The organism is Streptomyces sp. NPDC051211, from assembly GCF_040689505.1.
In the GTDB taxonomy this organism is placed as follows: domain Bacteria; phylum Actinomycetota; class Actinomycetes; order Streptomycetales; family Streptomycetaceae; genus Streptomyces.
This window is the reverse complement of sequence record NZ_JBFBAV010000019.1, coordinates 1-19,465: the sequence shown is the minus strand read 5'-3', so window position 1 is coordinate 19,465 and position 19,465 is coordinate 1. Positions and strand designations below refer to the sequence as shown.

Genomic DNA, 19,465 nt, shown 5'->3' with positions numbered 1-19,465 from the left:
CACGGTGCGGAGCCTTCTCCGGAGCCCGGTCCGGGGCGTTCCCGGCGGCGGCCGTCCTGACGGCGGCCGCCGGGTGCTGCCGCCGCTACCGCCGGCGGCGGGACTGCCAGGAGTGGTCCACCGGGCCGATGCCGGCGCCGAGCGGGAAGCCGGCCCGGATCGCGCCCGTGACGTACTCCTTGGCCTCCATGACGGCCTGCGGCACGTCCTGGCCCTGGGCCAGTCCGGCGGCGATGGCGGCGGCGAGGGTGCAGCCGGTGCCGTGGGTGTGCCGGGCGGCCTGCCGGGGCGCCCGCAGCCACAGCTCCTGCACGCCGTCGGTGAGCAGGTCCACCGCTTCCGCGCCGGCGGGCAGGTGGCCGCCCTTGATCAGGGCCCACTCCGGCCCGTAGCCGAGGATCGCCTCGGCGGCCCGGCGCATGCCGTCCTCGTCCTCCACCACCAGGCCGGTGAGCTGCTCGACCTCGTCCAGGTTGGGCGTGGCGACGGTGGCCTCGGGCAGCAGCAGTTTGCGTACGGCGTCCAGGGCGGAGGCGGCCAGCAGCTCGTCCCCGTGCTTGGAGACGCCCACCGGGTCGACCACGGCCGGGGCGTCCGTGCCGGCCAGGAGCCCCGCCACGGTTTCCACCAGGGCGGCGGAGCCGAGCATCCCGGTCTTCACCGCATCCGCGCCCATGTCGTCCACCACGGCCCGGTACTGGGCCGTGACGGCCTCCGGGGGCAGTTCCCAGACCCCGTGGACCCCCAGCGAGTTCTGGGCGGTCACAGCGGTCAGCACGCTCATCCCGTGCACGCCGTGGGCCTGCATGGTCTTGAGGTCGGCCTGGATGCCCGCGCCGCCGCCCGAATCGGATCCGGCGACGGTGAGGCAGAGCGGTGGGGCCTGGGTCATCGCACATGCTCCTCTGTGGTTTCGCCACCGAAGTGGTCCCAGCCTCCGGTGCTGGTCCAGGGGGCGCCGTCCACAGTGACCTGTGGCTGCGCGGAGGGGTTGAGCACTTCGCCGATCACCTTCCAGCGGGCCGGCAGCTTCACGTCCGGCGGGAAGGTCGCCACGATCGCGTGGTCCTCTCCGCCGGTGAGCACCCACTGGAGCGGGTCCACGCCGACGGCCTGGCCGATGTCGAACATCTGGGTGGGGATGTCGATGGCGGCGGAGCGCAGGTCGATGCGGACCTTGCTGGCCTCGGCGATGTGCCCGAGGTCGGCGACCAGGCCGTCGCTGACGTCCGTCATCGCGGTGGCGCCGAGTCCTGCGGCCGCCGGGCCCGCGTGGTAGGGCGGCTCGGGCCGCCGGTGCGCCTCGACGAAGGCGCGCGGGGAGCGGAAGCCGCGGGAGAGCACCGCGAAGCCGGCCGCGGACCAGCCGAGCCAGCCGGTGACGGCGACCACGTCGCCGGGCTGGGCGCCGGAGCGGAGGACCGGCTCGTGGTTGCGGAGGTCGCCGAGGGCGGTGATGGCGACGGTGATGGTGTCGCCGCGGACCACGTCCCCGCCGACCACGGCGGCGCCGGCGACCTGGCATTCGTCCCGCAGGCCGTCCATCAGCTCGGTGGGCCAGGTGACGGGCAGGTCGGCGGGCACCACGAGGCCGAGGAGCAGGGCGGTGGGGACGGCGCCCATGGCCGCGATGTCGGCGAGGTTCTGGGCGGCGGCCTTGCGGCCGACGTCGTATGCGGTGGACCAGTCGCGGCGGAAGTGCCGGCCTTCGAGCAGGATGTCCGTGCTCGCCACGACCCGTCGGTCGGGGGCGGACACCACGGCGGCGTCGTCGCCGGGCCCGAGCCGTACCGCCGGGGTGGTGGTGAGCCGTGAGGTGAGCTCCCTGATGAGCCCGAACTCCCCCAGCTCGCCCACAGTGCCCTTCATCGCTGTGCTCCTTCTGGCCCAGTCCGCTTGCGGTCGCGAGCCGTCACAGCCCTGGGTACCGTCAACAGATACGTCAACTTCTGCTCTTCGTACGCCCCGCTGCGCGCGCCGCCTGATCCCCGGGTCTCCCCGTGGTGCTCGGCGACGCGGTACCGTGGCGTCCCTTCTCCCCCGGGCCCACCCGTTTTCCCAGGGCCCACCCGAAGGGTAGGGGAAATGATCCTCGTGGCCGCCCTGGAGGTTCCGTGGTACAGGCGTACATCCTCATTCAGACCGAGGTGGGCAAGGCGTCTTCCGTCGCCGAAGCCATCGGCCAGATCTCGGGGGTGATTCAGGCCGAGGACGTGACCGGGCCGTACGACGTGATCGTGCGCGCCCAGGCCGACACCGTGGACGATCTCGGCCGCATGGTGGTGGCCAAGGTCCAGCAGGTGGAGGGGATCACCCGCACCCTGACCTGCCCGGTGGTCCATCTGTAGCCCCCGTCTAGTCTTGGCCGGTGATGTCCCACCACCGGCCGGTCCGTCTGCCCGCCCTGCCCGCCCTGGTCGGCGTGCTGGTCCTCGCGGGCTGCACGCCGGGCGTCTCCGATGTCCGGCTGGAGCCGCCGCCCACGCCGCCCGCCGAGGTCGCGAAGCTCTGTGCTGCGCTGCACGAGGAGCTTCCGGACACGGTGGCCGGCCTGGAGCGGACCGAGACGGATCCGCCTTCCGAGCTGACCGCTGCGTGGGGCGGCTCGGCGATCGTACTGCGGTGCGGTATCCCCAAGCCCCAGAAGATGGCGGATCCGAATCAGGACGGCATCAGTGTCAACGGGGTGGCCTGGCTGATGGAGAAGACGGACGACGGGGGATTCCGGTTCACCACCGGGCTGCGGCTGGCCTACACCGAGGTCGTGGTGGACAAGGAGCACGCCAAGGACGCGGGCATGCTGGTCGGCCTCTCGGACACCGTCGCAAGGACGGTGCCCGAGGGCATCTCCTCCTATTGAGGCTCGGTTCGCCTCGGCGCAGGCCGGTCAGCGCAAGCCGGTGGAGCGGCGCAGGGCCGCCTGGATCAGGCGGTCCACCAGCTCCGGGTACTCGATGCCGGACTCCTGCCACATCCGCGGGTACATCGAGATCGGCGTGAAGCCGGGCATAGTGTTGATCTCGTTGATGACGAAGGTGCCGTCCTCGGTGAGGAAGAAGTCGGCACGCACCAGGCCCTCGCAGGAGGCCGCGTCGAAGGCCTCGATGGCGAGCCGCTGGACCTCGGCGGTCTGCTCCGGGGTCAGCGGGGCCGGCACGATCCCCGACGCGGAGTCGATGTACTTCGCGTCGAAGTCGTAGAAGTCGTGGCTGGAGACGGGCGGGATCTCCGCGGGGGCGCTGGCGCGCGGCCCGTCCTCGAACTCCAGCACGCCGACCTCGATCTCGCGGCCGCGCAGCAGCGCCTCCACGATGATCTTCGGGTCGTGGCGCTGGGCCTCCTTGACGGCGGCGGCCAGGCCGGAGATGTCGTCCACCTTGGTGATGCCGATGGAGGAGCCGGCCCGGGCGGGCTTGATGAACAGCGGCCAGCCGTGCTCGCCGGCGAAGTCGAGGATGCGCTCGCGGGCGGCGTCCTCGTCGAGCGCCCACTCGCGGGGGCGGATGGTCAGGTACGGCCCGACGGGCAGCCCGAACGCGGAGAAGACGAGCTTCATGTACTCCTTGTCCTGGCCGACGGCCGAGGACAGGACGCCCGAGCCGACGTACGGGATGCCGGAAAGCTCCAGGAGGCCCTGGAGGGTGCCGTCCTCGCCGTACGGGCCGTGCAGGACGGGGAAGACGACGTCGACTTCGCCCAGGGCCTTGGGAACGGCTCCCGGTTCGGTGTAGAGCACCTCGCGGCTGGCCGGGTCGACCGGGAGGAGCACCGCGCCGTCCTCGGACTCGGCGAGCTCCGCCACGTTGGGGAGCTTGCGGTCGGCGATGGCCATCCGGTCCGGTGTGTCCGCGGTGAGCGCCCAGCGGCCTTCGGGGGTGATCCCGACCGGCAGGACCTCGTACTTGGACCGGTCGATGGACCTCAGCACGGCGCCCGCCGTGACGACCGAGATGGCGTGTTCCGAGCTGCGGCCGCCGAAAACGACGGCCACCCGGGGCTTGCGGCCCTGCTGCTCAGGTGTCTGGGGGAGGTTCTCGCTGCTCATATCGCCACGAGAGTACCCGCTCACGCGTCCGGAAAGGTGTCAGCTCCGTTCCGGTTTGGCGCTGCGTCCCATCAGCTCCTTGAGCGCGACCAGCGGCGGCTTGCCGTGGTGGACGATGTCGACGACCGTGTCGGTGATCGGCATGTCGACCCCGTGCCGGCGGGCCAGATCGGCCACCGACTGGCAGGACTTGACCCCCTCGGCGGTCTGCTTGGTGACCGCGATGGTCTCCTCCAGGGTCATCCCGCGGCCCAGGTTGGTGCCGAAGGTGTGGTTCCGGGAGAGCGGCGAGGAGCAGGTGGCCACCAGGTCGCCGAGGCCGGCGAGGCCGGAGAAGGTGAGCGGTTCCGCGCCCATCGCCAGGCCCAGCCGGGTCGTTTCGGCGAGGCCGCGGGTGATCAGGGAGCCCTTGGTGTTGTCGCCGAGTCCCATGCCGTCTGCGATGCCGACGGCGAGGCCGATGACGTTCTTGACGGCGCCGCCGAGCTCGCAGCCGACCACGTCGGTGTTGGTGTACGGGCGGAAGTACGGGGTGTGGCAGGCGGCCTGGAGGCGGCGCGCCACGCTCTCGTCCACGCAGGCGACGACGGAGGCGGCGGGCTGCCGGGCGGCGATCTCGCGGGCCAGGTTGGGGCCGGTGACCACGGCGACGCGCTCGGCCGGCACCTTGGCGACCTCCTCGATGACCTCGCTCATCCGCTTGGCGGTGCCGAGTTCGATGCCCTTCATCAGGGAGACGAGGACGGTGTCGGGGGCCAGCAGCGGGGCCCATTCGGCGAGGTTGCCGCGCAGGGTCTGGGAGGGGATCGACAGCACGGTGAAGTCGGCGTCCCGGGCGGCCTCGGCCGCGTCGCCGGTGGCGCGCAGGTTCCCGGGCAGTTCGATGCCGGGCAGGTAGTCCGGGTTGGTGCGGCCGGTGTTGATGGCGTCGACCAGCTCCGGGCGCCGGTGCCAGAGGGTCACCTCGCAGCCGGCGTCGGCCAGCACCATGCCGAAGGCGGTTCCCCAGGAGCCCGCCGCGAAGACGGCTGCCTTGACCGGACGTGTCACTTCGTGCCCTCCCCTGCGGCCTTGCGCCGCTGTTCCGCCCGCGCCTTGCGGTGGTCGTACGGCTGCGCGGGGGCCTTCTCGCCGCGCAGTTCCTCCAGCAGGGCGGTGATGGCCGCCATGATGACCTCGGTGGCCTCCTTGAGGACCTCCGGGGTGGGTTCGCGGTCGTAGAACTCGGAGAGGTCGACGGGCGCTCCGGCGAGGACCCGGAGGGTCTTGCGGGGGAACAGCCGCAGCTTGTTCTCCTTGGCGTACGGCGGCATCGCGAGATTGGCGCCCCACTGGGCCACCGGGATGACGGGCGCCTTGGTCATCAGGGCGACCCGGGCGGCACCGGTCTTGCCCTGCATGGGCCACTGGTCGGGATCCCGGGTGAGGGTGCCCTCGGGGTAAAAGGCCACGCATTCCCCGCGCTCGATGGCGTCCACGGCGGCCCGGAATGCGTCCAGGGCGTTGGTGGTCTCGCGGTAGACGGGGATCTGGCCGGTGCCGTGCAGGATCGATCCGACTATGGGCGCCTTGAAGAGCGCGGCCTTGGCCAGCAATCGGGGAACCCGGCCGGTGTTGTACTGGTAGTGCGCGTACGACAGCGGGTCCAGATACGAGTTGTGATTGACGGCGGTGATGAATCCGCCCTCGGCCGGAATGTGCTCCATTCCCCGCCAGTCCCGCTTGAACAGCACTACCAGCGGCGGTTTGGCGATGGCCGCCGCCAGGCGGTACCAGAAGCCGATTCTGCGGCGGGACACTCGGACACCTTCCTCTAGGACCGGTGCGGTGGTGGGGCACCTGGTCGGCCGGACAAGTGTCGCCCCAGGTCCGGTCTCTGTCGAGAACACCGTACGCCCCGCTCACGGCACCGGTCCCCCGGGCTGCCGGGACGAAGGTGACAATGGCCGGGGGGAATACCGAGCGAGGGGCGGGTGAAGGGGTGTGGGGGCCGGCAACGGCGTCTGGAGCCTGGTGGTGCCGCTGAAGCCGCTGGGGGTGGCCAAGAGCCGCCTGGCGGCGGCGGCCGGACCGGACCGGCCCGGGCTCGCGCTGGCATTTGCGCAGGACACCGTGGCCGCGGCGCTGGCCTGCGCGTCCGTCCGGGATGTGGTGGTCGTCACGGATGACCGGCGGGCGGGGGCGGAACTGGCGCGGCTGGGCGCGCGGATCGTGCCGGACGCTCCGGGAGCCGGACTCAACGCGGCGCTGGCCCATGGGGCGGGGGCGGTCCGGGCGGCCCGGCCGGGTGCTGCGGTGGCGGCGATGAACGCGGATCTTCCGGCCCTGCGGCCATTGGAATTGCTACGCGTGCTCGAAAGCGCGGAGGAATTTCCCCGGGCATTTCTGGCGGATGCGGCAGGAATCGGAACGACGCTGCTTTCGGCTGCTCCGGACGTGGAATTGGCCCCCTCGTTCGGCGGGCCGTCGCGGGCCCGGCATTCGGCTTCGGGAGCGGTGGAAATCGCACTCGCGGACGTCGACAGCGTGCGCCGGGACGTGGACACGGGGGCGGACCTGATGGCGGCCGCCGCCCTCGGACTGGGCCGTCACACGGCCCGATACAGTGCGGGTATGCAGGCAACCGCGTACACGTACGACGAACAGACCCACAGCGGCAGTGTGCTGCTGGACGACGGCACTCCGGTGCCCTTCGAGGCGCCGGCCTTCGAGGCGGGCGGCCTGCGACTGCTGCGTCCGGGGCAGCGGGTGCGGATCGAGACGGACGGCGAGGGCAGCGCCCTGCGCATCACCCTCATCACGCTGCAGACCTTCTGAACTGCGCGAACGCACCGCGGGCGGGTCTCCCTGGGTGAGGGAGACCCGCCCGGCGTGTGTGACGGAAGCCCTTACTTCTTGCGGGCAGTGGTCTTCTTCGCGGTGGTCTTGCGCGCCGTCGTCTTCTTGGCGGGCGCCTTCTTCGCGGTGGCCTTCTTGGCCGGCGCGGTCTTCTTGGCGGTGGTCTTCTTGGCCGCCGCGGTGGTCTTGGCGGCCGTCTTCTTGGCGGTCGCCGTGGTCTTCTTCGCCGCCGCCGCCGTCGTCGTCTTCTTCGCGGCTGCGGTGGTCTTCTTCACGGTGGCCTTCTTGGCCGCGGTGGTCTTCTTCGCCGCCGCCGCCGTCGTGGCCTTCTTGACCGCGGCCTTCTTGGCGGTGGTGGCCTTCTTGGCCGCCGCCTTCTTGACCGTGGCGGAAGCGCCGCCGGTCAGGCTGCCCTTGGGCGCCTTCTTGACCGCGACCTCATCACCCTTGGGGAGCTTCTTGGTGCCGCTGACCAGGTCCTTGAAGCCCTGGCCCGCACGGAAGCGCGGAACCGAGGTCTTCTTGACCCGGACGCGCTCACCCGTCTGCGGGTTGCGGGCGTAACGGGCCGGACGGTCGACCTTCTCGAACGAGCCGAAGCCCGTGACCGAGACCCGGTCGCCCGCGACCACCGCGCGGACCATCGCGTCGAGTACCGCATCGACGGCGTCCGCGGCCTGCTGGCGGCCGCCGAGCTTGTCGGCAATCGCTTCTACGAGCTGCGCCTTGTTCACGTCTTCCCCTTCGGAGACATCGCCAGAACGAATGTGTTCAAGCTATTTCGCACGTTAGGCGGATATATACCGCAAATCAAACACGAAACGGGCTAATCACCCTAGTGCCGCAACGCTGTAGGTCGTTGCGGAGTTCCTTCGCATCAGTCGCCTTCAGGGAATCGACCCTCGTCGAGGTCCTTCATCAACCTGTCCAGGCGCCTTGCCGCATCGGCGAGATCGTGCTTCGCCGCGGCCGTGACGACCAACAGCTTCCGGGTCAGCGTCATCCTTACGCCCTCCGGGACTTGCAGTGAGCGCACCTTTGCGTGTGCTTCTTTCAGCCGGTCCGCGACGAGTTCGTAGAGCTCGAGTTGACTGTCGCGTTCCATGCACAGATTGTGCCATCTGGGGCGAGTTGTCGCCTCACGGGGCCTCAACAAACGGCTGTGCCCCCCGCCGGAAGGCGGGGGGCACAGTGTCGGTCGGGTGATCACCCGGGGGCGAATAAGCCCTGATCAGGCTGGAATCAGGCCTGAATCGTGCGGGGCTTGAAGGACGGCCGGGTGCTTTCGTACGTGGCGATGTCCGCTTCGTTCTGAAGGGTGAGCGAGATGTCGTCCAGGCCCTCCAGCAGACGCCAGCGGGCGTTGTCGTCGAGCTCGAACTCGGCCTCGACGCCTGCCGCGCGGACCTGTCGGTCGACCAGGTCCACCGTGATCTCGGCGGCCGGGTCGGCCTCGGTCAGCTCCCACAGCCGGTCGACGGTCTCCTGCGGCAGCACCACGGTCAGCAGACCGTTCTTCAGCGAGTTGCCCCGGAAGATGTCGGCGAAGCGCGAGGAGATGACGGTTTTGAAGCCGAAGTTCTGGAGCGCCCAGACGGCGTGTTCGCGGGAGGAGCCGGTGCCGAAGTCGGGGCCGGCGACCAGCACGGTCGCACCCTGGCGCTCCGGGCGGTTCGTGACGAACTCGGGGTCCTTGCGCCAGGCCTCGAAGAGCCCGTCCTCGAACCCGTCGCGGGTGATCTTCTTCAGCCAGTGGGCCGGGATGATCTGGTCGGTGTCGACATTGCTGCGGCGCAGCGGGACGGCCCGGCCGGTGTGGGTGGTGAAGGCTTCCATGGTTCAGACTCCGGCGGTCGTCGCGGTGGCTTCGGTCAGGTCGGCGGGCGAGGCCAGGTGGCCCAGGACCGCGGTGGCTGCCGCCACCTGCGGGGAGACCAGGTGGGTGCGTCCCCCCTTGCCCTGCCGGCCCTCGAAGTTGCGGTTGGAGGTGGACGCGGAGCGCTCGCCGGGGGCCAGTTGGTCGGGGTTCATGCCCAGGCACATCGAACAGCCCGCGTGCCGCCATTCGGCGCCGGCCTCCTTGAAGACCTTGTCCAGGCCCTCCTCGACGGCCTGGAGGGCCACCCGTACCGAGCCGGGGACGACCAGCATGCGGACGCCCTCGGCGACCTTGCGGCCCTCGACGATGCCGGCGACGGCGCGCAGGTCCTCGATGCGGCCGTTGGTGCAGGAACCTACGAAGACGGTGTCGACCTTGATCTCGCGCAGCGGCTGTCCGGCCGTCAACCCCATGTATTCCAGGGCCTTTTCGGCGGCCAGGCGCTCCGAAGCGTCCTCGTACGAAGCCGGGTCGGGGACGTTGGCCGACAGCGGCGCGCCCTGGCCCGGGTTGGTGCCCCAGGTGACGAACGGGGACAGTGCGGCGCCGTCGATGACGACCTCGGCGTCGAAGACCGCGTCCTCGTCGGTGCGCAGGGTCTTCCAGTAGGAGACCGCCGCGTCCCACTCCGCGCCCGTGGGGGCGTGGTCGCGCCCTTCCAGGTAGTCGAAGGTGGTCTGGTCGGGGGCGATCATGCCCGCGCGGGCGCCGGCCTCGATCGACATGTTGCAGATGGTCATCCGGGCTTCCATCGAGAGCTTCTCGATGGCCTCGCCGCGGTACTCCAGGATGTAGCCCTGGCCGCCACCGGTGCCGATCTTGGCGATGATCGCCAGGATCAGGTCCTTGGCGGTGACGCCCTCGGCCAGCTCGCCGGTGACCGTGATCGCCATGGTCTTGGGGCGGGCCAGCGGCAGCGTCTGGGTGGCCAGCACGTGCTCGACCTGGCTGGTGCCGATGCCGAAGGCCAGCGCACCGAAGGCGCCGTGTGTGGAGGTGTGGGAGTCGCCGCAGACCACGGTGGTGCCCGGCTGGGTCAGGCCCAGCTGCGGTCCCACCACGTGGACGACACCCTGCTCGACGTCACCCAGCGAGTGCAGCCGGACACCGAACTCCGCGCAGTTGCGGCGCAGCGTCTCCAGCTGGGCCCGGGAGACCGGGTCCGCGATCGGCTTGTCGATGTCGATGGTGGGGGTGTTGTGGTCCTCGGTCGCGATGGTGAGGTCGAGGCGTCGGACCTTGCGGCCGGCCTGGCGCAGGCCCTCGAAGGCCTGCGGGCTGGTCACCTCGTGCAGCAGGTGCAGATCAATGAAGAGGAGGTCGGGCTCGCCCTCGGCGCGCCGGACGACATGGTCGTCCCAGACCTTCTCCGCGAGTGTCCTACCCATCGCTTTCCCTCCGGCTCACCGTCCCGGACCCCGTGGTTCGTGGACCCGTACATACAGACTCGCTGGTTCTTGGAAAAATTGAACTTGCGTTTCACAGTGTGAGACGTGAATATCGTTTCATGGACAACTCTAGCGGCGTCGGCGTTCTCGACAAGGCAGCTCTGGTATTGAGCGCACTGGAGTCCGGTCCGGCCACCCTCGCCGGGCTGGTCGCGGCGACAGGGCTCGCACGACCCACGGCACATCGCCTTGCCGTGGCACTGGAACACCACCGGATGGTGGCGAGGGACATGCAGGGCCGGTTCATCCTCGGTCCGCGGCTGGCGGAGCTCGCCGCCGCGGCCGGCGAGGACCGCCTGCTGGCCACGGCGGGACCGGTGCTCACGCACCTCCGGGACGTGACCGGGGAGAGCGCGCAGCTCTACCGCCGGCAGGGCGACATGCGTATCTGCGTGGCGGCCGCCGAGCGGCTCTCCGGCCTCCGGGACACCGTCCCGGTGGGCTCCACGCTCCCGATGAAGGCCGGCTCGGCCGCGCAGATCCTGATGGCCTGGGAGGAGCCGGAGCGGCTCCACCGGGGTCTGCAGGGCGCGCGCTTCACGGCGACGGCCCTGTCGGGCGTACGGCGCCGCGGCTGGGCCCAGTCGATCGGCGAGCGGGAGCCCGGCGTGGCCTCCGTCTCGGCGCCGGTGCGCGGCCCCTCGAACCGCGTGGTGGCGGCCGTCTCGGTCTCCGGGCCGATCGAGCGGCTGACCCGCCACCCGGGCCGGATGCACGCCCAGGCGGTCATCGACGCGGCCGCCCGCCTGAGCGAGGCCCTGCGCCGCTCCGGCTGACCTTCCGGTCCTTTCCCCCCGTCCACTTTCCGGGTCCGGGGGCGCGTACGACGCCGCACACGTCCGAACTCGCGCCTCCGGGCCCGTACTTGCATGCCTCACGGCCGGCCCGGGAAACGAAGAAGCCCCCCGCGACCATGTCGCGGAGGGCTTCTCCTGTGCGTACCCCCGACCGGATTCGAACCGGCGCTACCGCCTTGAGAGGGCGGCGTGCTAGGCCGCTACACAACGGGGGCTTGCTGTTGCAGATCGAAAGGATCTCGACTGCGCTGGGCTACCAGGACTCGAACCTAGACTAAATGAACCAGAATCACTCGTGCTGCCAATTACACCATAGCCCATGGTGGTTTAGACCAGTACCCCCGACCGGATTCGAACCGGCGCTACCGCCTTGAGAGGGCGGCGTGCTAGGCCGCTACACAACGGGGGCCCTAGCGATCCTGCATCGAGACGTCCGGGTGCGACCCTGGAGATCTCGCGGGAAGGATCTGTACCCCCGACCGGATTCGAACCGGCGCTACCGCCTTGAGAGGGCGGCGTGCTAGGCCGCTACACAACGGGGGCAAGCACTGCAAACGCACTGCGCTGGGGTACCAGGACTCGAACCTAGACTAAGTGAACCAGAATCACTCGTGCTGCCAATTACACCATACCCCACCAAAACTCAACCCCCTGGAGGGGGTTTGTTCGGGCGGCGCCTCCGTCCCGGCCTTTCGGCCCGCTCCGGCGGCGCAGAAAGAACATTACCGGATGCCTGACCGTGCTCCAAAACGGGTATCACCGGCCAGCAGCTCCGGGAGCTGTTCGAGACCCGGGATCCGGTGCACGCCCTCCGGTGCGGGGCCGCGGTTGCCGTCCCGGTCCAGCCAGACCGCCACCAGCCCGGCGTCCCTGGCCCCGCGGGCATCGATCTCCGGCTGGTCCCCGACGTACACGACCTCGCCCGGCTCCAGGCCCATCGCCGTGCAGACGGCCAGGAAGGCCCCGGCCTCGGGCTTGCTGAGACCGAGCTCGGCGGCGCACAGCAGCACCTCGAAGCGACTGCGCAGCCCGAGGCTGCGCAGTTTGCGGTCCTGGTTGGCCAGGCTCGAATTGGAGAGCACCCCGTGCCGGTGGGTGCCGGCGAGGGCGTCCAGGGCGGGCAGCACGTCGGGGAACAGCGCCCAGGCCGCCTCGTAATGCTCCAGGTACCGCCCGAACCACGCATCGGCCTCGTCGTCGGCCATTCCGGGCCGGCCCAGGAAGTCCCGCACCCGGTCCCACCGCTGCGCCTGGAAGGACACCTCGCCGACCGCGAACCGCGCCCAGTGCCGCTCCGTGGCCTCCCGCCACTGCACCAGCGCCACCCCGGGCGAGTCGTACAACCCGGCCAGCCCCTGCTCCTCCAGCCACCGCACCAGCCCGGCGGTGTCGGCCCCGGTGTAGTCGAACAGGGTGTCGTCGATGTCCCAGACCACGGCGCGGATCGGCATGTGATCAACGCTACAACGCCGCAGGGGGCGGTCGCCGGAAAATTCCGGGAACCGCCCCCTGCGGGGACGCTGCGGTACGGCTCAGGCCGCGAGCTTCGACAGGGCCGCGTCGATGCGGGCGAGGGTCTTGTCCTTGCCCAGGATCTCCAGGGACTCGAACAGCGGGAGGCCGACCGTGCGGCCGGTGACGGCCACCCGGACCGGGGCCTGGGCCTTGCCCAGCTTCAGGCCGTGGGTCTCGCCGGCGGTGAGGACCGCCTGCTTGAGGGACTCCGGGTCCGACCAGTCGGCCGCGGCGAGGTTCTCCCGGGCGGTGGCCAGCAACGCCGCCGGGTCGCCCTTCATCGCCTTGTCCCAGGACGGCTGGTCGAAGACCGGCTCCGGCAGGAACAGGAAGTCGACGTTGGCCGTGATGTCCGACAGGACGGTCAGCCGGGTCTGGGCGTGCGGGGCGATGGCCTCCCAGGCCGCCTGGTCGAAGTCCTCCGGCGCCCAGGGGGCGTGCGGGGCCTTCAGCCACGGGGTGCAGGCCTCCGCGAAGGCCTTCGGGTCGAGCCGGCGGATGTGCTCGGCGTTGATCGACTCGCACTTCTTCAGGTCGAAGCGGGCCGGGTTGGCGTTGACGTCCGAGATCTCGAACTTCGCGACCATCTCGTCGATGGAGAACAGGTCCTGGTCCGCGGAGAAGGACCAGCCCAGGAGGGAGAGGTAGTTCAGCAGGCCCTCGGGCAGGAAGCCGCGCTCGCGGTACAGGTTGAGCGAGGACTCCGGGTCGCGCTTGGAGAGCTTCTTGTTGCCCTCGCCCATCACGTACGGCAGGTGGCCGAAGGAGGGGATGCCGGTGGCGACGCCCAGCTCCATCAGCGCCTTGTAGAGGGCGATCTGGCGGGGGGTGGAGGACAGCAGGTCCTCGCCGCGCAGTACGTGCGTGATCTCCATGAGCGCGTCGTCGACGGGGTTGACGAGCGTGTACAGCGGCGCGCCGTTGGCCCGCAGGATGCCGTAGTCGGGCACGTTCTCCGGGGTGAAGGTCAGCTCGCCGCGGACCAGGTCGGTGAAGGTGATCGGCTCGTCGGGCATGCGGAAGCGGACGATGGAGGTCCGGCCCTCCGCCTCGTACACGGCGCGCTGCTCGTCGGTCACGACGCGGCACATGCCGTCGTAGCCGGACGGCCGGCCCTCGCGGCGGGCGAGCTCGCGGCGCTCGTCGAGCTCCTCGGCGGTGCAGTAGCAGCGGTAGGCGTAGCCGCCGTCGAGCAGGCGCTGGGCGACGTCCGCGTAGATGTCCATCCGCTGGGACTGGCGGTACGGGGCGTGCGGGCCGCCCACCTCGGGGCCCTCGTCCCAGGTGAAGCCGAGCCAGCGCAGCGAGTCCAGCAGCTGGTCGTACGACTCCTCGGAGTCGCGCGCAGCGTCGGTGTCCTCGATGCGGAAGACGAACGTGCCGCCGTGGTGGCGGGCGAAGGCCCAGTTGAACAGGGCCGTGCGGACCAGACCCACGTGGGGGTTGCCGGTCGGCGAGGGACAGAAACGTACGCGGACGTTCGCGTTAGCCACGCTTGATCACCTTGTTGGCGAGAGTGCCGATACCTTCGATGGTGACGGCGACCTCGTCGCCGACGTTGAGGGGGCCGACTCCGGCCGGGGTCCCCGTGAGGACGACGTCGCCCGGGAGCAGCGTCATGGCCTCGGTGATGTGGACGATCAGGTCCTCGATGGAGCGGACCATCTGGCTGGTGCGGCCGAGCTGCCGCTGTTCGCCGTTGACCGTGCACTCGATCGCCAGGTCGGCCGGGTCGAGCTCGGTCTCGATCCAGGGTCCGAGCGGGCAGGCGCTGTCGAAGCCCTTGGCCCGGGCCCACTGCTTCTCGCGCTGCTGGACGTCGCGCGCGGTGACGTCGTTGGCGCAGGTGTACCCGAGGATGACGTCCTTGACGCGCTCGCGCGGGACCTCGCGGCACATGCGGCCGATGACCACGGCGAGCTCGGCCTCGTGGTGGAGGTCCTGGGAGAAGGACGGGTAGGTGATGGGGTCACCCGGGCCGACCACCGAGGTGGAGGGCTTGAAGAAGGTGATGGGGGCGTCCGGCACTTCATTGCCGAGCTCCGCCGCGTGCTCCGCGTAGTTGCGGCCGATGGCCACGACCTTGTTCGGGAGCACGGGCGGCAGCAGCCGGACCTTGCTCAGCGGAACCTTCGTGCCGGAGAGCTCGAAGTCCGCGAACGGGATGCCCTTGATGATGTCGAGGACGAGTTCGTCGGGGGCGGTGCCCTCCACGGCGCCGAAGGCGACATTTCCGTCGATCGAGAATCTGGCGATGCGCAAGGGTCGCGCCTGCCCCTCTTGTTTCCGCTGGCTGGAGTCTGCGTGTCCAGGCTAACGCGGTCGAGGGGCCCGTCCTGCGCCGATTACTGCGCGGCGGCGACGGGGGCGGTCATCAGGACGGTGCGCCGGGGGTTGGCGGTCTGGGTCGGCAGCTCGACCGCGTGCTCCGGGGCCTCGACCGCCTGCAGCTCCTCGGCGTCCTTGAGGTGCGCGAGGGTGGTGCGGCGGGGGTTGGCTATGTTGCGGAACATCATGGTCGTCTTCATCGGAGTCTTTGACCCTCGTCGGTGAGTGGGGTGCCCTCGGGCGCCGGTTGTCGGATGTGCCATCGCTGTAAAGGGCAAGGCTAAACATCTGAATCCCCGCGAGAACCGGTAAGTAATGGCCACGGGTATGTGAGTTTGCTCACGAGCGACCGGGCATTATGGACATAACGGCTAGTCACATGGCCCCGCGGAAACGGACATTGCGCCACTGAATGCTCCATTCCGCTCCTGATCATCTTTACTGGGACACCCGACGGGCCTCGGCGATTCCGGAATCAAAGTCCGATTCATCCATAAAACGTGTCCACAGCCCGTAGTTCGGCTGACACGAGCCGTGACCGACTCTCCGGCCGGGCCCACGCACCTTGTTGGAGATCCCCCACTGTGCTGGAATTCGCGGGACCGCCGCGGGAATCGACGGAAATCAACGAGAGACGCGCGGTCACCGACGACCACCAAGGGGCCGACCGGTGCCCCAGAACTCGACACCGTCCCACCGCTCGCCCGGTGGGACGCCTGGTCCAGAGGTTGCGACGCTAGTGCAGGGACGTTTCAAGAGGGATGGCAGCGCTGCGGCGGAGCAGGAGCCGCGCGGCGGGACCGACCGTGGCTCCTCGCCCCAGCACGCCCAGAACCGCGGGCCGGGCGCCGAAGGTGTCCGCACTGCCTCTGCCGCCGACGCGGCGAAGGGCAAGGGCAGGAAGGCCAAGGCAGCCAAGCCCGCGAAGGCGGGCAAGGCCGGCAAGGCCGGAGCCGCTGCCGACGAGTCGCTCGTACAGGACCAGGCGATACCGAAGGCCCCCAGTGGGCCCGGCTCCCGTCTCGCCCTGCAGAACTGGCGCATCAGCACGCGACTGCTGTCGCTGCTGACCCTGCCCGTCGTCGCCGCCACCACGCTGGGCGCCGTACGAATCAACGACTCGCTCAACGAGATCGAGCAGCTGGAGCACATGCAGCTGCTGACGACCATGACCCGGCAGGCCACCAACCTGGCCTCCGCGCTCCAGGAGGAGCGCGACCTGTCGGCCGGTCCGCTCAGCAACAAGAAGGTCGCCAGCGAGGTCGAGACGATCCGTGAGCAGACCGACTCCGCCACCGCCGCCTTCGCCGCCGCCACGGACAGCATCGACGAGCAAGAGGACAAGGACGAGACCCTCAAGTCGATCCGCAGCAACGTCCTGCAGATCAGCCGGCAGATCGACGGGCTGCAGGACGTCCGCAAGGACGCGTACAAGAACGGCTCCCAGCAGACCGTCTCCCAGTACAACGGCCTGATCGTCTCGCTGCTGTCACTCTCCCAGGACATGGCGCAGGCCACCTCCAGCCCCGAGATGATCAAGCGCACCCGTGCGCTGGCGTCGTTCTCCTCCGCCAAGGAGTACGCCTCCATCCAGCGCGCGATGATCGCCGCGGCGCTCCCCCAGGACCCCTCCCTCCCGGGCAACCTGCAGGAGAACGACCGGCTCTACGCCTACTCGGCGTACCGCAACTACGAACAGGCGATGAACACCTTCGCCCTGGTCTACCAGGGCAAGGCCGAAGAACTGCTGCAGCCGCTGGGCGAGGGCAACGCCGAGATCGCCTCGGCCGACAGCTACGCCGGCCGGGTGCTGAGGAACCAGGGTCAGATCGGCAAGGAGAAGAACCGGTCCTGGCGTGACTGGTACGACTCGGACGACAACAAGATCCAGGCCATGAAGACCATCGAGCTCACGCTGCTCGAGGAGATGGAACAGAAGGCCCGCGAGCTCAAGAACGAGGCCCAGCAGGACGCCCTCATCAACGGTGCGCTGATCCTGCTCGTCCTCGGTGTCTCGCTGGTCGGCGCCTTCATCATGGCCCGGTCCATGATCCGTTCGCTGCGGCGGCTCCAGGACACCGCGACCCGGGTCGCCCAGGACCGGCTGCCCGAGCTCGTCAAGCAGCTGTCCGAGTCCGACCCGCAGGACGTGGACACCTCCGTGGAGTCGGTCGGTGTGCACTCGCGCGACGAGATCGGCCAGGTGGCCGCGGCCTTCGACGACGTGCACCGCGAGGCCGTCCGCCTCGCCGCCGAGCAGGCCCTCCTCCGGGGCAACGTCAACGCGATGTTCACCAACCTCTCGCGCCGTTCGCAGGGTCTCATCCAGCGCCAGCTCTCGCTGATCTCCGAGCTGGAGTCCCGCGAGGCCGACCCGGACCAGCTGTCCTCCCTCTTCAAGCTCGACCACCTCGCGACCCGTATGCGCCGGAACGGCGAAAACCTCCTCGTCCTCGCGGGCGAGGAGCCGGGCCGCCGGTGGACCCGGCCGGTCCCGCTGGTCGACGTCCTCCGTGCCGCCGCGTCCGAGGTGGAGCAGTACGAGCGCATCGAGCTGGCGTCGGTCCCCTCGACCGAAGTGGCCGGCCGGGTCGTCAACGACCTCGTGCACCTGCTCGCCGAGCTGCTGGAGAACGCGACCTCGTTCTCCTCCCCGCAGACCAAGGTCAAGGTCACCGGTCACGCGCTGCCGGACGGCCGGGTGCTGGTCGAGATCCACGACACCGGCATCGGCCTGTCCCCCGAGGACCTGGCCGCGATCAACGAGCGGCTCGCGGCGCCGCCGACCGTGGACGTCTCGGTCTCCCGCCGCATGGGCCTGTTCGTGGTCGGCCGCCTGTCCCTGCGACACGGCATCCGGATCCAGCTGCGTCCCTCCGACTCCGGCGGTACGACCGCCCTCGTCATGCTTCCCGTGGACGTCGCCCAGGGCGGCCGCAAGCCCGGCCCCGGCGGCCAGGGCGGTCCCGGCGGCCCCGGTGGGCAGCCGGGCGGTCCCGGTGCGCAGGCTTCGGTGCCCGGTGGGCCCGGACGCCAGCCGGTGGGTGCCGGTCCGCAGCGCGGCCAGGTTCAGGGCGGGGCCCAGCGCGCCGCGCTGCCCGGCCGGGACGGCCAGCAGGGCGGGCGCCCGCAGAACTCCGGGCCGCAGGGCGGTCCCGGCAGCCAGGGCGGTCCGGGTGCTCCCGGCGGCCAGGGCCAGAACGCCTTCGGGGCCGGCGGTCCGGTGCAGGGCCGCGGCCCGGCCGGCGGCCAGCAGCTTCCGGGCAACCAGGGTCGCGGCGGCTTCGGCGGTAACGCCGGGAACGCCCCGTCCGGCGGCCCGCAGGCCCGTCCGGTGCCGGCTCCGTCCGCGGGCGGCCCCGCCGGCTTCCCGCAGGGCAACGGCTTCGAGCGGCCGCAGGCTCCGGCCCCCGGGCAGGCCGCACCGCAGCAGCAGTCCCCCGCGGCGCCGCAGGCTCCGGCCCCGGCCCGTGGCCCCCGTCCGCAGCTGCCCCCGCGGGGCGGCGCGCCGCGTCCGGAGCTTCCGGGCGCCGGAGGCGGCCCCGCAGGGCTGCCGCCGGCCACCAGCTGGGGTGCCGACCAGGCCCGCCGCGGCGGCCCGGACGTACCCCGCGGTCACGACGAGCTGACCGGCCCCGGTTCCACGGCCGAGTTCCCCCGACCCGACTTCAACGCCCCGCTCCCGCAGGGCAACAGCACCACGGGCCAGTTCGAGCGCCCGGACGTGCGCGGCCCGCTGGACCCGGCGGCCACCGGCCAGTTCGCCCGCCCCGACCTCGGTCAGGGCAACGGCAGCACCGGCCAGTTCGCCCGGCCGGACGTCGCGACCCCGCGGGCCGGCGGCCCCGGTGTCGGCTCGTACGGCAACACGGCCCAGCCCGGTACGCAGGCGCCCCACACGCCCGTACCGGCACCGCGGGCCGATGCTCCGCGCCTGCCGCAGGCCCACCAGCCGGAGGCGCTGCCGCCGGCCCCGAGCCACGGTGACGGCCGCAGCCCCATCTTCGACACCCTGGAGTCGAACTGGTTCCGGCAGGAGGGCGGCGGCGAGCCGCAGCCCCCGGCGCAGGGACCGTCCGCACCCCAGCAGCCGCAGCAGGGTGCTCCGGCTCCGCGGCCGGCGCAGGACCGGCAGCAGCCGCTGCCGCAGCGCGGCCAGGAGCGGGCTGCCGAGCCCGCCGCCCAGACCACCGGCGCCACGCCGACGGTGAGCTGGCGGTCCTCGCCGAACGACGAGCTGATGCGGCAGGCCGAGCGCGTGCGCCAGCCCGCGGCCGGCGGTGTGACCACTTCGGGTCTGCCCCGCCGGGTGCCGCGAGCGAACCTCGTGGCCGGTACCGCCCAGCAGCAGGCCGACGCCCAGGCGGGACCGCAGGTCTCGCGTGCGCCGGACGATGTGCGCGGCCGTCTCACCAACCTCCGTCGGGGTATCCAGCAGGGTCGACAGGCCGGCAACAGCGGCCCGGCGACCGGCAGTTACCACGTCGACCCCACTTACCAGCAGGAGCGATAGTTGAGTTCGATGAGCCAGGCGGCGCAGAACCTGAACTGGTTGATCACCAACTTCGTGGACAACACCCCCGGGGTGTCCCACACGGTGGTGGTCTCCGCCGAC

General features: G+C 70.8%; 18 protein-coding genes, 5 tRNA genes and 1 pseudogene. 6 read left to right on the top strand and 18 right to left on the bottom strand.

The genetic code is table 11. The features are described 5' to 3' along the window. Positions 1 to 85 precede the first annotated feature (85 nt). Together thiD and AB0447_RS19995 are read right to left on the bottom strand one after the other, a co-directional pair. Positions 86 to 892, bottom strand: coding sequence for a bifunctional hydroxymethylpyrimidine kinase/phosphomethylpyrimidine kinase (gene thiD, locus AB0447_RS20000; protein WP_366478021.1), 807 nt, complete (start codon positions 890 to 892; stop codon positions 86 to 88). After that, entirely contained in the window at positions 889 to 1,869 is a 981-nt protein-coding gene (locus tag AB0447_RS19995) for a thiamine-phosphate kinase (RefSeq protein WP_366478020.1), read from the bottom strand. The genes thiD and AB0447_RS19995 overlap by 4 nt, the downstream gene beginning before the upstream one ends. Before the next feature lie 245 nt (positions 1,870 to 2,114). On the opposite strand from AB0447_RS19995, the gene AB0447_RS19990 reads away from it, so the two are divergent. Further along, positions 2,115 to 2,348 (top strand): Lrp/AsnC ligand binding domain-containing protein, encoded by a 234-nt coding sequence (locus tag AB0447_RS19990; RefSeq protein WP_366478019.1) that lies wholly within the window; start codon positions 2,115 to 2,117, stop codon positions 2,346 to 2,348. Between the two features lie 23 nt (positions 2,349 to 2,371). Then, positions 2,372 to 2,860, top strand: coding sequence for a DUF3515 domain-containing protein (locus AB0447_RS19985; RefSeq protein WP_366478097.1), 489 nt, complete (start codon positions 2,372 to 2,374; stop codon positions 2,858 to 2,860). 27 nt (positions 2,861 to 2,887) lie between these two features. On the opposite strand, the gene AB0447_RS19980 is transcribed toward AB0447_RS19985, so the two are convergent. The 3 genes from AB0447_RS19980 to AB0447_RS19970 are packed head-to-tail and all read right to left on the bottom strand — an operon-like array spanning position 2,888 to position 5,844. Beyond that, positions 2,888 to 4,045, bottom strand: coding sequence for a D-alanine--D-alanine ligase family protein (locus AB0447_RS19980; RefSeq protein ID WP_366478018.1), 1,158 nt, complete (start codon positions 4,043 to 4,045; stop codon positions 2,888 to 2,890). Between the two features lie 39 nt (positions 4,046 to 4,084). Next, the gene (locus AB0447_RS19975; RefSeq protein WP_366478017.1) at positions 4,085 to 5,095 is read right to left on the bottom strand and encodes an NAD(P)H-dependent glycerol-3-phosphate dehydrogenase; all 1,011 of its coding nucleotides are present in this window, start codon (positions 5,093 to 5,095) and stop codon (positions 4,085 to 4,087) included. After that, positions 5,092 to 5,844, bottom strand: coding sequence for a lysophospholipid acyltransferase family protein (locus AB0447_RS19970; protein WP_366478016.1), 753 nt, complete (start codon positions 5,842 to 5,844; stop codon positions 5,092 to 5,094). Before AB0447_RS19970 ends, AB0447_RS19975 begins: the two co-directional genes overlap by 4 nt. A 184-nt stretch (positions 5,845 to 6,028) precedes the next feature. On the opposite strand from AB0447_RS19970, the pseudogene cofC reads away from it, so the two are divergent. Further along, positions 6,029 to 6,655, top strand: a pseudogene (gene cofC, locus AB0447_RS19965) (2-phospho-L-lactate guanylyltransferase); the annotation flags it as partial. Positions 6,656 to 6,933: 278 nt separating this feature from the next. On the opposite strand, the gene AB0447_RS19960 reads toward cofC, so the two are convergent. The 4 genes from AB0447_RS19960 to leuC form a co-directional block, all read right to left on the bottom strand. Further along, positions 6,934 to 7,617, bottom strand: coding sequence for an HU family DNA-binding protein (locus tag AB0447_RS19960; RefSeq protein WP_366478015.1), 684 nt, complete (start codon positions 7,615 to 7,617; stop codon positions 6,934 to 6,936). A gap of 143 nt (positions 7,618 to 7,760) precedes the next feature. Further along, complete coding sequence (locus AB0447_RS19955) at positions 7,761 to 7,988, bottom strand: hypothetical protein (RefSeq protein ID WP_366478014.1); 228 nt, start codon at positions 7,986 to 7,988, stop codon at positions 7,761 to 7,763. A 137-nt stretch (positions 7,989 to 8,125) separates the two neighbouring features. After that, positions 8,126 to 8,719 carry a 3-isopropylmalate dehydratase small subunit gene (leuD, locus tag AB0447_RS19950; protein WP_366478013.1) on the bottom strand — a complete coding sequence of 198 codons (594 nt, stop codon included), beginning with the start codon at positions 8,717 to 8,719 and terminating at the stop codon, positions 8,126 to 8,128. 3 nt (positions 8,720 to 8,722) lie between these two features. Further along, a complete protein-coding gene (gene leuC, locus AB0447_RS19945; protein WP_366478012.1) occupies positions 8,723 to 10,150 on the bottom strand; it encodes a 3-isopropylmalate dehydratase large subunit in 1,428 nt (475 codons plus the stop codon). Between the two features lie 119 nt (positions 10,151 to 10,269). Here leuC and ndgR point away from each other — a divergent pair, with 119 nt between their 5' ends. After that, a complete protein-coding gene (ndgR, locus tag AB0447_RS19940; RefSeq protein WP_037837458.1) occupies positions 10,270 to 10,986 on the top strand; it encodes an IclR family transcriptional regulator NdgR in 717 nt (238 codons plus the stop codon). Between the two features lie 163 nt (positions 10,987 to 11,149). Here the strand turns inward: ndgR and AB0447_RS19935 are convergent. The 9 genes from AB0447_RS19935 to AB0447_RS19895 form a co-directional block, all read right to left on the bottom strand. Beyond that, positions 11,150 to 11,222 (bottom strand) — tRNA-Glu (locus AB0447_RS19935). Between the two features lie 33 nt (positions 11,223 to 11,255). Further along, positions 11,256 to 11,327: transfer RNA gene (locus AB0447_RS19930), tRNA-Gln, on the bottom strand. A 16-nt stretch (positions 11,328 to 11,343) separates the two neighbouring features. Next, a tRNA-Glu gene (locus AB0447_RS19925) sits at positions 11,344 to 11,416 on the bottom strand. Positions 11,417 to 11,477: 61 nt separating this feature from the next. Beyond that, a tRNA-Glu gene (locus tag AB0447_RS19920) sits at positions 11,478 to 11,550 on the bottom strand. Between the two features lie 21 nt (positions 11,551 to 11,571). Beyond that, positions 11,572 to 11,643: transfer RNA gene (locus tag AB0447_RS19915), tRNA-Gln, on the bottom strand. Between the two features lie 86 nt (positions 11,644 to 11,729). Next, the gene (locus AB0447_RS19910; protein WP_366478011.1) at positions 11,730 to 12,458 is read right to left on the bottom strand and encodes an HAD family hydrolase; all 729 of its coding nucleotides are present in this window, start codon (positions 12,456 to 12,458) and stop codon (positions 11,730 to 11,732) included. Between the two features lie 81 nt (positions 12,459 to 12,539). Next, a complete protein-coding gene (gltX, locus tag AB0447_RS19905) occupies positions 12,540 to 14,015 on the bottom strand; it encodes a glutamate--tRNA ligase (protein WP_366478010.1) in 1,476 nt (491 codons plus the stop codon). Then, positions 14,008 to 14,784: a fumarylacetoacetate hydrolase family protein gene (locus AB0447_RS19900; protein WP_366478009.1), complete on the bottom strand. Its 777-nt coding sequence runs from the start codon at positions 14,782 to 14,784 to the stop codon at positions 14,008 to 14,010. The genes gltX and AB0447_RS19900 overlap by 8 nt, the downstream gene beginning before the upstream one ends. An 83-nt stretch (positions 14,785 to 14,867) precedes the next feature. Continuing rightward, positions 14,868 to 15,050, bottom strand: a complete 183-nt coding sequence (locus AB0447_RS19895) for a hypothetical protein (protein ID WP_366478008.1) — start codon at positions 15,048 to 15,050, stop codon at positions 14,868 to 14,870. 539 nt (positions 15,051 to 15,589) lie between these two features. Here AB0447_RS19895 and AB0447_RS19890 point away from each other — a divergent pair. Then, entirely contained in the window at positions 15,590 to 19,363 is a 3,774-nt protein-coding gene (locus AB0447_RS19890; RefSeq protein WP_366478007.1) for a nitrate- and nitrite sensing domain-containing protein, read from the top strand. Then, positions 19,364 to 19,465 (top strand): roadblock/LC7 domain-containing protein (locus AB0447_RS19885; protein ID WP_360880323.1); only part of this gene is annotated, 102 nt, incomplete at its 3' end.

Coding starts and splice junctions, on each gene's coding strand:
- AB0447_RS19895 (WP_366478008.1), bottom strand. CDS start 15,050: ATGAAGACGACCATGATGTTCCGCAACATAGCCAACCCCCGCCGCACC.
- ndgR (WP_037837458.1), top strand. CDS start 10,270: ATGGACAACTCTAGCGGCGTCGGCGTTCTCGACAAGGCAGCTCTGGTA.
- leuC (WP_366478012.1), bottom strand. CDS start 10,150: ATGGGTAGGACACTCGCGGAGAAGGTCTGGGACGACCATGTCGTCCGG.
- AB0447_RS19980 (WP_366478018.1), bottom strand. CDS start 4,045: ATGAGCAGCGAGAACCTCCCCCAGACACCTGAGCAGCAGGGCCGCAAG.
- AB0447_RS19955 (WP_366478014.1), bottom strand. CDS start 7,988: ATGGAACGCGACAGTCAACTCGAGCTCTACGAACTCGTCGCGGACCGG.
- AB0447_RS19910 (WP_366478011.1), bottom strand. CDS start 12,458: ATGCCGATCCGCGCCGTGGTCTGGGACATCGACGACACCCTGTTCGAC.
- thiD (WP_366478021.1), bottom strand. CDS start 892: ATGACCCAGGCCCCACCGCTCTGCCTCACCGTCGCCGGATCCGATTCG.
- leuD (WP_366478013.1), bottom strand. CDS start 8,719: ATGGAAGCCTTCACCACCCACACCGGCCGGGCCGTCCCGCTGCGCCGC.
- AB0447_RS19985 (WP_366478097.1), top strand. CDS start 2,372: ATGTCCCACCACCGGCCGGTCCGTCTGCCCGCCCTGCCCGCCCTGGTC.
- AB0447_RS19995 (WP_366478020.1), bottom strand. CDS start 1,869: ATGAAGGGCACTGTGGGCGAGCTGGGGGAGTTCGGGCTCATCAGGGAG.